We start from the raw sequence: 12,339 nt of genomic DNA on the forward strand, positions 1-12,339 counted from the left end.
GAAAATAAAACAAATTTACTGAATTAACCGCAATGTTCACCCTGCTTGTCCGTGCGCTATCCTACAAGGAGTCACAGAAAAGCGTAGCGAGCGGGAGTCAATATATGCAGGCAATCCTTTTAAGCCGTGAAGAAGTTGCACAACGTCCGAAGCACTTGTACGAAAGCAACATCCGCCAAAAGGTCTAGGTGGAAGAGAACATCGGCAAGATGGTCATCATCGACATTCAGACAGGTGATTATGAAGCCGATAAAACTGGATGGCAAGCATCTCGTAACCTTAGCAAAAAGCACCCAAACGCCCGACTCTTTGGTATTCGTATTGGATATAACGTTGCTGTCTCATTTGGTGGTGTCCTGGAGCGTGTCTGCAAGTGATTTCTGGGATTGTCACAAATAGACACGCAGACGATCGATGAATTGTAGCTGTTCTCAAGGTTGCAAGTACGCGCGATCGAAGCTATCCCGTTCGCGCAGCGTTCCCGAAAGGTAGGGAATCGCTCTGTCCTCTAGCTCGATAATTTACCATTTACAATTTTTTACAAAATCATGTCACTTTTTCTCACCGATAGGGCGATCGGGGTGGTTGATTCTTTGAATTAAGGCACAGTAGAAGGTGTTCAGATTGTTCAAAGTTAAACCGCAGATGTTCCGGATAAGTCGATCAAGAAGAGTATTGTACTGTAACTGCGAGACAATTATAGGATTTATCGGCAGCACGGTAAATAATCTGTAAAAGCTCAAGGTTTCTTGTATGGGGTGCTTCGATAAAGCTAGTCGTTGCAACTGACGCGAATTTAAGATTGTTAGCTTCGTTGAGAGGCGATCCTCTTCGAGGGCTTCGCTAACGCGCGCAGTTGAACTAAATCGTTAGCCTGCTTCGTACCTCGGCTGTGACAGTACAGCCAGGTTATCTGTGTGTGGCTAAAGTTAGGTTCGGTGGTCACAGGTTCGTCAGCCAAGAACTTACCCAAGTGTGTACTAGACATCCTCTTCTACTCGAAGTAAATTAATTATTTTCAACAAAATATTACCTTAATGACTATGAGCGACAAGGAACTTGAGTCTTCTGTAAATAGCGATAACTCTGATGATCATGGTAATGATGCCCAGCAGGTCAATAATGGGGCAAGAGGATTTGTTGATTCATGTAACCGTATATTCGATGACCTTAAGGAGTTGATAGATCAAGGTCAGTGGTTCAATTTTTTCCTCTACTTTGGTTTCCTACTAACTCTACTATTCGCACCGGGACTAGGTTTTTTATATCCTTTTATCGAGAAGGTCTTAGAAAATAATGGCTTCTTCAATCCAAACTTCTATAACTTCTTATTCATTGGATCAATATTTTTTGCATTTTTCTCGTATCTGATACTGAAACTCGTAGGAATAATTAAACACTCTAGAAGAAGAGCGAGATTATTTCTTTCTGCATTCGTTTTATTTTTAATTCTAATTGTTTGCAATCTTTCACTTATCAGAATTGATTCAATTCCAGGAGAAATAAATGACGGTTTAAGCTCAGGAGAAGAGAGTTTGTTTGATAAAAATAGTTCAGAATCCATCATATACAAAAGCAATAGAAAGGCTTTGAGAATAGCAGCAAATCCATTCAATAGACCATTTAAGATTGCTACTTCCTTGCCCATTAATTGGGTAAAAGGGACTTTTACAGCAGAAGAGGTTTTAAGGGGAATAGCTATTGCCCAACTGGAGTGGAATAACGACAAAAAACATAAAAACTCTCAGATGATAGTTCTTGTAGCTGACGATGGGTATGACAATCCAGATGAGGAAGAGGAAACCGTAGCTAGGAAAGTCGCAGAAAAGCTAACGGTTCAAAAGGATATTCTAGGTGTTGTTGGTCACTTCAGCAGTGCGACAACTCAAGCAACTGCTGATATATACCAGGAAAAGAAGGTAGTTCTAATCTCTCCTACAAGCACCGCCATAAGATGTAATAACAGTGCAAATGAATCTAATGAATCTTCTGATTGTCTAAAGCTTAACAAATATGTTTTTCGCACTGCGCTAAGTGAAGAGACCGTTATAAAAAACTTGTTGAGATATATCAATCAAACAGCAAAGGATAGCAAGATTGCAATTATTTATGAAGAAGATGATCCCTATAGCCGATTATATAAAAGTATATTTATGAAACAAGCAGAAAAAAGTAGAGATAAAAATCGAATTGAAGTTGTAAATCCTTCTACTGCAATTGATAAATGTGATGTTTCAGCACTTGGGCAATTGAATCTATCTCGTTGCTTTAGCTTCATTCAAGCTGAAAAAGTGAATACATTGCTTCTAATTCCAAGCCAAAAAAATAACGTTTGGGTTGAGAAAGTCATTGAATTTAACCGGGCGAAAAATTATACAATATTAGGCTCAGACACTATGTATCAAGAGAACTTTATTAACCTAAATGGGAAAACCAGAGAAGAAACGGAAGGTATGCTCATTTCGCTCTCTTGGCACAGGCGGATTGATAGTAAAAGTAGCTGTAACAATGACTCTATTGAGCTTGAATGCAGAGCGGCAAAAGTTTTTATAGGTCAACGTGCAAATGAATTTAGACCTTTGGGGATAAATTGGCGAACAGCAACAGGATATGATGCTGCTGAAGCTCTATTTTATGCGATTGAGACAGCTAGGAACAGTTGTTGGATTCAGCAACATTTTGGAATAAGAGCTGATTGTATCAAAAACTCTCTTCAGCAAAATCTTAGCGATGATAAAGGTATCGAGGTATCCAACAAGGGTATCATCAAGTTCACTAATGGGGATCGCGACGGAATAAATGGTGTCATTGTCAAAGCATCAGGTGGGAGTTTTTCAAAAGCACCAGACTCGAAAGGTTAGATGTAGATTGAGTTCAGTGCTACCTTTGATCGCGACAATAGCTGCTAACCCGGATTTGGTATTACAAACCCCAAAAACTGCAAAAAACCCGGTTTCTTCAAGAAACCGGGTTTTTATCTATTCGAGCGACTTCAACCGAATCTACAATTACTTCACGCTATAACTGGCAGTCAAACCGCTATTTGCTAGTGGGCTGCTGGGACTTGCAGCCGGATTAATTAACAGGTTGTTGTCATCGGCAGAAGTCTTAGCAGTTGGATAAATTTCACTATTAACTGTCGTGCCGTTTAAAGGAATAATTGGCTGAGTTTGAGCGCGGGTTAGAGAACCCAACAAGCTATTAGTGTCGTAGATGAGGATGTCATCGTCGGTTTAGCTAAAGGTCATCATGCTTGGGATTGCACCGCCATTCAACAAGATATCGTCGGGGATAGTATTGGCAGAAGTTACTGTCAAACTACCTGCATTAGTCGCTGCTGTTGACGGTTGTAAGCTGAGATTTGCGGGCGCGGAAGTCGTGTTATTTGGCTGACTAACAGCAAAAATGGCAAAAAACCCGGTTTTTTTGGTTTGGATGCGTCCAAGACGATAGGATTTAAGGGCGATCGACCTTACAGCCTTAAGGATGTCGCCACTTTGGGACTGATGACCGAATTTTACCGCCATTTGCGATCGCAGCCAATTAAAGCTGAAGCCCTCAGAAAAGCTCAACTGGCAATGCTCCACAAACAAATTTTAGTTAAAAACGGTCAATTGCGGGGAACTCAAGGCGCGATCGACCTTACTCAATCGGCACAAGTACCAAATGCAGATTTCTCACGCCCGAAGTTTTGGGCCGGATTCACAATAATTGGCAGTCCTTGGTAAATTAATTGGAGATTTGATATTCACCAGTGGTAAGGTTTAAGGCTAGACGCACCCTACATTGACTGGCGGGATTTTGCAAAAAGTAAATGTATCCCTGACGACTATCTTTTTGTGTCATAAATTTGCTATGAATAGCAAAACTAAACACTAGCGGGGCAAAACCTGTGGGCAAGTTTGATAAAATATTCAGTTCAGAAGACCAATCCGAAGCAAGCTTGACTTTAGAAGAATCCGTAGCAGCGGTAGCACTTGTCGCAGCAGAGGCAAATTCCCCTGACACGGATGCTGATATCTTAGAAAGCATACTTTGGGAATCAGAAATATTTGCTGAATACTCGGAAGATGATATGTCAGCAATGTTTCAAAGACTCGCCGGTATTGTTGCCCAAGACGGTTTAGGAGCATTATTTAATACTGCTTGGGAATCCATGCCAGATGAGTTAGTGTTGGATACTTTTGCAATAACAGCAGCAATGTTTGTCGCAGATGGGGAAATATCCCAGAAGCACGAGGCTTTCCTCCAAGAATTCCAGCAAGCATTAGGTGTGGAAGACGAGGAAGCTGCGGAAATTATTGAGGATGTAATTGCTGCTTACTCGGAAGTAGAAGGCGGAGAGTCTGATTTCGATGCGGCATGGTACGTATCTCCTGAAGGCAATTTTAGTGTTCCCGTTCCAGTTGACGATCAACGAGGCGGTAAAATTGATGATCAAGAAGGCTGTGTCGCATTTTCAGACGACTTTGGCGTTTTGCTGAAAATAGATTATTTCCCTGTTGCTGGTGAAGTTGAAGAAACAATCGACTCGGTTGGCGAGGAAGCTTATCTCAAGTCTTTTCTCGACAATTTTGTTTCTCAGGCAATTCTTGCTAATGTTCCCAATTCTAAGTTACTCCACGCAGAATATTTAGAAGATGAAGAAGCTTATTTCGTGGTTTTAGATTTGCCTGCCGGTGCAACTCTCAGCGTGCAGAAAAACGAGGGCCCTCTGACTCGGTTGGATGCTTACCGGGGACTTATGGCTTTTATTGCTGACGATTTTTGCTACACCGTAAGCTGTCAGCGAATTTATCAGGAGGGGGATGAATTGGGCTCCCTGGAGTCTGAAGTTGAGGGAATTATGAACAAGATTTTTGAGTTTATTGAGACAATCGAATTCGGGCCGATCGAATAAAGAGGACTTGTTTAAACGGGCTAAAAACCTGGTTTCTTTCTAGATGTCTCGCTGCTCAACCCTATATTTTCAGAGAAACCGGGTTTTTTTTGCCAACTATTCTTAGGATATGATATCGTGTCCGGTCGATCGACCAAAATCTAACTGGTGGGTAGTGAAGACTTGAGTTTTCATTACTTGCCCGATCGCGCTTATTTTACCGCACTGCTAGATATTAGAGGTTTTTTTACTATAAAAGAGTGCGATCGAGAACAGGGTTTTTTGACCCCTTCTCGATCGCACTTGCAGATAGATTCAGTTAACCACAGTCGAGAGACAGCAGCAATTAGCCGCCATTTTCGACTAATTAGTAGTCTGAGCTTCCACCAATCTTTGCTTGAGTTCTTCCAGAGCACTCGCCCAGCGCGGATCTGGCTGCACCGAGCCGGAATCAGCGCTCGACACCGTTGTTGCTGACTGATTGCGGCGAGACTTGTTGTTGTCACCCCGACGGCGATTGCTTTTGCTGGAACCGCCTCCACCTTGGGTAGGAGGAGCGGAAGCCGAGCGCTGCTGTTGCTGCGGCGCAGGCACAGGCATAGGCACAGACGCCGATGCCGACACCAACTGCGGTGACTGCGGCGACTGCTGCTGATCGTCTTCGCCCTTTTCAGATTTACCCTTAGAACGGGGCAGTGCCTTTTCTATTTTCAGGGGGTTTTCTTTGAACATCAAGCCATTGTATTTCTCAATAACTTGGTCGGCTTGTTCGTCGGTTAGCACCGTCACAAAACCGAAGCCTCTGCATTTACCAGTTTTGCGGTCTGTAATTACCTTTGTGGTAACAGATTCGCCCTCCGGTGCAAAAACTTCTTGCAATTCTTGGCGATCGAGTTCCTTCGGTAGATTGCCAACATAAAGACGAATAGACATGAAAAAGTCCTCCCGACTTGGATTTTAATTAATTTGCTCGAACAGAATTACCTGAAGTCAACTGAATATTGACTTCAGGCAAACACCACATAACCCGATAATTGGCGCATTCCTCCCACCAACCTTGACAGCTCCCCCCACCTTTTAGAACAAAAAGATGATTTACTCTGATAAGGCCGGAACTTAACCGCCGATGCAGAGAGCTTTTAAATCTCAGGTTGTTGTGTAAACTTTTAGTCATCACTCAAATGTTTAGGCTATTGGCTATTCTGTATTACTTGCTTCCGGTTTTGATTCAGAATGTTTATAGCCAGCGCCGTCTAGAAATTTATGTCCAAGGATGTCAATTGCAAGCGATCGGAATGCCAGTATTCAGTTTAATACAGTGATGGATAAAATGGCTAACATTTTTTCAGCCAGTAATCTTACCTCGATCCTAATCTCGCTCCTAATGCTGAGAACTACTCACTTACCCGGTATCCCTTAAATCCGGCCCGGCAGAGTCCGAGCATTCTTTAAAGGTATCACAGCCTTGGTAACAGAGCTAGTTATTTAGGAAGATTTCAGTCTGAATTTAACGCAAACCACATCTGAATCACTTTTGAGAATTCATCCCGCACAGTAAAAATAGCGGTCGAAAAAAAACAGCCGACAAGCGGCTGGCTGTACTTGCTGTGTTGGGATGTTGACAATTTTTACGCAATGCCTTATCGATTTTAGCCAACTGAAGTTATCGCGCTATTTGGTTCAATCCAATTTATGTAAACTAATGTAACAGAGTGCTGGCAAAAAAGCAACTTTTCTTTATGACGGAAGAAGGAAGTTCGGCAACGGATTTTGTAACGGATGTAACGGATGTAACGGATGTAACGGATAGACTGTAGGGTGCGTAGGGAGCAACTCCAGAATCCGATCGCCCTCCGCTGTTTAACTCAAAACCTATCCTGGCTGCGCCTTGTTCGCTAGTCGCGCGGCAATCCGATCGCTATTCCTCACCTTGGGCCTTGGATAATGATGTATGCGCCCCAAATAGCAGCAGCAAAGGCCAAAACCGCAGACCAAATCGGATGTCCGCTGTCACTGACTCTCCCTCCTTGACTGCGGAGACTTTCAAGGTCGATCGCCACAGTAGCACCCCGGCGCAGCCAACCAGTCGCCACAACAAATGTTCCGATCAAATCGCTAGGGCGAGTAGTCTCTTTGAACAAAAATGGCCACAAAGAGCCAATGTAGCCAAACCTCGAAACATAGTGCAACCTCACCAAACCCGTCGCCGTTTGCAAAATCAAATCTTGTCCCAGCCAATTATTCATACCCGATCGACCCAAAAGTTGGCCTTCCAGCCGCACCGGTTCAGCATCCAACGGCAAACTATCGGGATTTGACAAAATTTCCGGCAAACTCGGCGAAGCGGTTTCTCGCGGTATAATATCCGGGAAGAAATAATTGATCCGCATCAAAGTACCGATGCTAAATCCGATCGGCAAACACCCCCAAAGAATCGATCGATCGCCCCAAAGCCAATCCAACTGCCAGATACTCGTCCTCGAAAAAATCCCGCCAATCAGCCAAAGCACCCCGACTATCGCCAAACTCATCGGAATTCCAAAAAACGGCGCACCCTGTAAAAATAGTTTTGAGTCTTTAAATTCGAGTATTGACTTAAACAGAGACAATTTTCCTTTCCTGGGTTGTTCTGGCACTCCCGCGTTTGCCAAATCTAACTCAGTCTCCAGTTGCCAAAATTGAGCATAGAGGGCCAACAGCTTCAAACGCTCTCCCAGCAAAGGATGCGCGCGGTTAACCGTCAGCCAATTGCGCTCGCGATTGCTGACATCCCACAGCAAAATCTGTTCCAGCGGCGCGTGTAATGCAGCAGAACCAAGGCTTACAGCTTGTCCAACGCCTACGGGTAACAATAGATCGAAACTTTCGAGGAAAAAGGTAGTTTGTTTTTGCTGTTCGATATTATCAGCAATGCCGATCGCAATTTTAGCCAGTGCCCGCGTCAAACCGTTAGGATTGCCCGTAATTTCCGCAGCAGTGCGATCGCTAAAATACACTCTGCGGCGCGACAGCCACAACATCGGCCACCTGAACAACTTATAAATCCCATAACTCGTAGCAGAAATTGCAGCGGCCACAAATTTGACAGCAGAACGCAAAAACTCGATCGTCATTAAATCACACAACCGCTCTTGCCAGTGCGCCACCTGCCAATAAATCAAGTAAGGAATCTGAATCACCAGCAGCGCCAGCGACATCGGCGCAAAATCCCAGTGAGAGATATGGCCCAACTCCCGCGCGAAAATAGTGGCAATTTCATCATCCGTCAATTGTTCCAACAGCCCGCGACTCACAGCAATCCGAGCAAAACGGGGCAAACCGCCGTAACTGAAAGCTACAGGAACATTCAGCGGCAAGAGTTTCAACACCGGCACCGGCATATTTTGCTTGGTACAATAACTTCGCAGTACCCGACTAGCTTCCTTGCTGTGCTTGGATAAAACTGACCCGCGCAGGGTTTCGATGCCGCAAAACAGTTTCAGCAGCGCGTCTATCAGCCAGGGAGACGAGGCCAAAAGCAATCCAAAAACCATCTGAACAAACGGAGTTGGATCGCGGTAAAAAAGCTGAATCGGCGCGAAAATAGGCAGTCTAGTGAATATGTAAAGCTGAACCAACAGAGAATTAGTGTTTGTCAGCAGGAATTGCAGGACAAACCGGGCTAGGAAAAATAGGGCGATCGCACTTGCAACGGCTTGCACGCGAAACTCCAGCAACTTCAGCGGTTTGAGGGGGCGCGGGCTTTTCGCGCGGCCTGCTTCGCGCCAAGTGAGTTGGTAAGTATCTGGGCTGGCGACTCCGGGGATATCTGTTGGGGAATCGGAACTATTTTCGCCGCTAATTTCTGCGGTATCGGGCGCTGTTTCGGTCGAGTTTTCCGGTTCAGAAGTCGGGCGTGTGGGGGGTGGAGGTGGCGGGGAAATCGGTTGCGATTTAGCGTTTTCTGGCTCTACAACCGGCTCTAAAGGTAAAAATCCTGTTTTTTTGTCTACGGTAGGTCGATCGCCCCCAATCGATTTTTTCGGCGATTTAGTTGCAGCATCAAAGGCGACAAAGCCTGTTTCGGGGGGAGTTTCTGCGGATTTTGGTTTATTTTCCGGTGGTTTTGGGGGGCGAGGGGGGGTTAATTCTTTTAAAGCGCGATCGGCCCAAGTTTTGACTTGAGAGTTGGGACTTTGGGCGAGGGAAGAGCACAGGGCGATCGCCTCTTTCACGTTACCGGTTGCTTTGTACGCAGCCACCAACCCCATCTGCGCGCGGATTCCCGACGGTTGATTAGCTGCGGTTTGGGTAACAGATTCTAAAAGGGCGATCGCGGTGGGGTAATCCTGCTGTTTCAAAGCTGCTAGCCCAGCCTCTAGAGACTGTTTTGCAGATGAATCCGCCGGATTTGGATTAGTGGAAGGTGCCATGACTGTGCTTTCGCTAGCGTCCTTTCTAAGATAGCTTGGCTGGTCGATCGATACCTGTTCTAACACAGCTCTATTTTTCTGTCACCAATTGTTGCAACCTTTGCCGCAAGGTACTTAAATAATTTTACTAAAATTATTTGTTTCTGAGATATTGCACGATCGCCACGATCCGGCAGGGGTTTAAACCCCTGCCTCAAAGCTAAAGTCCTCTCAAGAGGACTGAAGAATTATGACAATTTGTGGTTAGATACTTCCTTTATCTCTTAGTCCGCGAAGGCGGACTTTGTTTTTGTAGAAGCGATTTCAATCGCCGATTCAATCTAATTTTTGCTTATAATTAAATTACACCTCACCCGCACACTTATGCCAATTGACGACGAAGATTTTGAAAGCGAATCTATTAGCGACGATCGCAAACTCCAACTCTTCACCGACAGACACGAATTTACCCGCCGATTTGCCTTTTATTTAAACGAAGACCCGCCCCGCGAAAAAATTTTGTATTTTTACGGGGATGGAGGCAACGGCAAGTCATTGCTGCTAAAACACTTGCAGTTTCACTGCTGCAAAAGATTTTCGCCGCAGGTTTGGCAACAATTGCGCGCACTCCCAGAATCACAAGCTGCCGAAGTTGCTGATTTCGTCCGCCACGCTGAACCTAAAACCTACACTCCCATACCCGTAGTCAGGCACGATTTCGGATTGAAACCGATTAAAGAAGATAAACCGCAAGATAGATTTTACGGCTTGCTGATGCTGCGGCGCAATCTGGCAGAAGCAGCAAAGAGATATAAATTTAAGTTTCCCAATTATGATTTTGCTTGCTTTTGGTATTTGCTGAACAAAGGCGAGTCAAACGCAACTCTCGAACAACTTTTCCCCGATGATGTCATGGAATTGTTGACACCTGTAGTTGAAACTTTTGCAGAATTTCCGGTGGTGGCGCAAGCTGTAGCGGTACTCAAAGGGATAGATAAATTGGGCGGGATTAAGCGGACGATGAAATTAATTCAAAAGCGCCTCGGTGTCAGCGACGAAAAGGCAGATGAAATTCGCCGGAAAGATATTGATACTGAATTAATCGACTGTTTGCCGAAATTGTTGGCCGGGGATTTGAATGCGGCAATGAGTGGCAAACACAAACCAGAACGCCTCGTCATGCTATTCGATACTCATGAGAAATTGTGGGATGAAAAACGCAGTTTTCAGGGAATAAAGTTTTGGTATCAAGATGAGTGGTTTCGGCGGTTGCTGAGGGCGCTGGATTTCAAAGCGGGGATTGTGGTTGCTGTGGCGGGGCGAGATTGTCCAGTCACACAACTGCGGTGGCCGAATGCGTCGAAGTTTCCGATTCCCGCAGATTATATAGATGCACAATTGGTTTGGCATTTGTCTCCGGCTGATGCTAGGGATTACTTGCATAAAGTGGAGATTGACAAGGCTGATTTGGCAGATGCTGTCATTAGATATGCCAGCGTCAATCCTGATGAGATTTGGGAGAATTTGCAGGTACATCCGTTTTATTTGGGTTTGTGCGCGGATGTGGTGCTGGCAGAAAGAAAGCGGGGAACTGAGTTGCTGTCGTCGGATTTTGCGCGGGTTCCGAGGTTGGAAAATAAGACTGCGGAATTAACGGATCGGTTGCTGAGTTATGTAGATCGCGAAGTGCGAGCGGCCGTGCATTCTCTGAGTGCTTGCCGCGCTTTTGATGAAGATTTGTACGTAAAATTGGGAGCCGATTGTCACTTCCAAGCAAGCAGTGCAAATTTTGAGATGTTGACGGGTTTTTCTTTTGTGTGGAAATCGCAGAACCGAGGGGATAACTGGTATCGGGTTCACGATTTATTGCGGCGTTTGGATGCCGATCGGGATAATCCCAAAACTCGCAGAGCTCATGAATTTTTAGAGGGACATTATTGGGAATTGAGGGATGCGGGTGAGGCAATTTTTCATGCTAATCGCTTGGATTGGGAGCGGGGTGTGAGGGAATGGGAAGAGGTGTTTCGGGAAGCGTTGCGGCGGAGTCTTTACGGGCTATGTGAGTCACTGCTGGGAGTGAGAGATGAGTTGTGGATTAAAAGTGATTATTGGCTGGGCAGAATTTCGCGATCGGAGGGAGATTATTCTGCTCAGTTTGCTCGATATGTAGAAGCAAGACAGGAATATTTAGAGGCAGTTGCAGCCTATAATTCTGCTTTACTTATTGCACCGGATTATATCAATGCTCTCAACGGCAAAGGGATTGCGCTGCAAAGTCTGGGTAAATTGCAAGCAAAGCTAAGTGAATTTGAGGCAGCAAAACAGTTTTACTTTGAGGCGATCGCAGCCTATAATTCTGCTTTAATTATTGCACCGGATGATATCTGGGCTCTCAACGGCAAAGGGATTACGCTGAAAAGTCTGAGTGAATTGCAAGCAAAGCTAAGTGAATTTGAGGCAGCCAAACAGTATTACTTTGAGGCGATCGCAGCCTATAATTATGCTTTAATTATTGCACCGGATGATATCAATGTTCTCACCAACAAAGGGATTTTACTGCAAAGTCTGAGTGAATTGCAAGCAAAGCTAAGTGAATTTGAGGCGGCAAAACAGTCTTACTTTGAGGCGATCGCAGCCTTTAATTCTGCTTTAATTATTGCACCGGATGATATCTGGGCTCTCACCAACAAAGGGAATGCGCTGCGATATCTGGGTGATTTGCAAGCAGGGCTAAGTGAATTTGAGGCGGCAAAACAGTCTTACTTTGAGGCGATCGCTGCTGTGAATTCTGCTTTACATATTGCACCGAATTTTATCGGTGCTCTCCTCAACAAAGGGAATGCGCTGCAAAGTCTGGGTAAATTGCAAGCAAAGCTAAGTGAATTTGAGGCAGCAAAACAGTTTTACTTTGATACGATCGCTGTCTATAATTCTGTTTTACTTATTGCACCGGATTATATCAGTGTTCTCAACAACAAAGGGATTGCGCTGAAAAGTCTGAGTGAATTGCAAGCAAAGCTAAGTGAATTTGAGGCGGCAAAACAGTCTTACTTTGAGGCGATCGCAGCC

General features: G+C 44.8%; 8 protein-coding genes and 1 pseudogene. 6 read left to right on the forward strand and 3 right to left on the reverse strand.

What is annotated here, in order from left to right; all coding sequences use genetic code 11:
- Positions 1 to 104: 104 nt before the first annotated feature.
- Positions 105 to 377, forward strand: a pseudogene (locus QUA47_RS23160) (hypothetical protein).
- Between the two features lie 666 nt (positions 378 to 1,043).
- Positions 1,044 to 2,861, forward strand: coding sequence for an ABC transporter substrate-binding protein (locus QUA47_RS23165; protein ID WP_333432480.1), 1,818 nt, complete (start codon positions 1,044 to 1,046; stop codon positions 2,859 to 2,861).
- 147 nt (positions 2,862 to 3,008) lie between these two features.
- Here QUA47_RS23165 and QUA47_RS23170 read toward each other — a convergent pair whose 3' ends face one another.
- The gene (locus QUA47_RS23170; RefSeq protein WP_333432481.1) at positions 3,009 to 3,197 is read right to left on the reverse strand and encodes a hypothetical protein; all 189 of its coding nucleotides are present in this window, start codon (positions 3,195 to 3,197) and stop codon (positions 3,009 to 3,011) included.
- A gap of 52 nt (positions 3,198 to 3,249) precedes the next feature.
- On the opposite strand from QUA47_RS23170, the gene QUA47_RS23175 reads away from it, so the two are divergent.
- From QUA47_RS23175 to QUA47_RS23185, 3 genes are all read left to right on the forward strand, one after another.
- Positions 3,250 to 3,393 carry a hypothetical protein gene (locus QUA47_RS23175; RefSeq protein WP_333432482.1) on the forward strand — a complete coding sequence of 48 codons (144 nt, stop codon included), beginning with the start codon at positions 3,250 to 3,252 and terminating at the stop codon, positions 3,391 to 3,393.
- Positions 3,394 to 3,431: 38 nt separating this feature from the next.
- Positions 3,432 to 3,728 carry a CHAT domain-containing protein gene (locus tag QUA47_RS23180; RefSeq protein WP_333432483.1) on the forward strand — a complete coding sequence of 99 codons (297 nt, stop codon included), beginning with the start codon at positions 3,432 to 3,434 and terminating at the stop codon, positions 3,726 to 3,728.
- Positions 3,729 to 3,892: 164 nt separating this feature from the next.
- Entirely contained in the window at positions 3,893 to 4,900 is a 1,008-nt protein-coding gene (locus QUA47_RS23185; protein ID WP_333432484.1) for a tellurite resistance TerB family protein, read from the forward strand.
- A 342-nt stretch (positions 4,901 to 5,242) separates the two neighbouring features.
- Here the strand turns inward: QUA47_RS23185 and QUA47_RS23190 are convergent, their stop codons facing one another.
- Positions 5,243 to 5,812: an RNA recognition motif domain-containing protein gene (locus QUA47_RS23190; protein ID WP_006633606.1), complete on the reverse strand. Its 570-nt coding sequence runs from the start codon at positions 5,810 to 5,812 to the stop codon at positions 5,243 to 5,245.
- Between the two features lie 992 nt (positions 5,813 to 6,804).
- Positions 6,805 to 9,357, reverse strand: a complete 2,553-nt coding sequence (locus QUA47_RS23195) for a zinc metalloprotease HtpX (protein WP_333432485.1) — start codon at positions 9,355 to 9,357, stop codon at positions 6,805 to 6,807.
- Positions 9,358 to 9,654: 297 nt separating this feature from the next.
- On the opposite strand from QUA47_RS23195, the gene QUA47_RS23200 reads away from it, so the two are divergent.
- Positions 9,655 to 12,339, forward strand: a 2,685-nt coding sequence (locus tag QUA47_RS23200) for a hypothetical protein (protein ID WP_333432486.1), incomplete at its 3' end; no start/stop codon positions are given.

The organism is Microcoleus sp. MON2_D5 (genome assembly GCF_036701905.1).
GTDB lineage: Bacteria > Cyanobacteriota > Cyanobacteriia > Cyanobacteriales > Microcoleaceae > Microcoleus.

Bases quoted from the DNA above. Each gene is read 5' to 3' on its own strand.
- QUA47_RS23165 (WP_333432480.1), top strand. From the start codon at position 1,044: ATGAGCGACAAGGAACTTGAGTCTTCTGTAAATAGCGATAACTCTGAT.
- QUA47_RS23175 (WP_333432482.1), top strand. From the start codon at position 3,250: ATGCTTGGGATTGCACCGCCATTCAACAAGATATCGTCGGGGATAGTA.
- QUA47_RS23190 (WP_006633606.1), bottom strand. From the start codon at position 5,812: ATGTCTATTCGTCTTTATGTTGGCAATCTACCGAAGGAACTCGATCGC.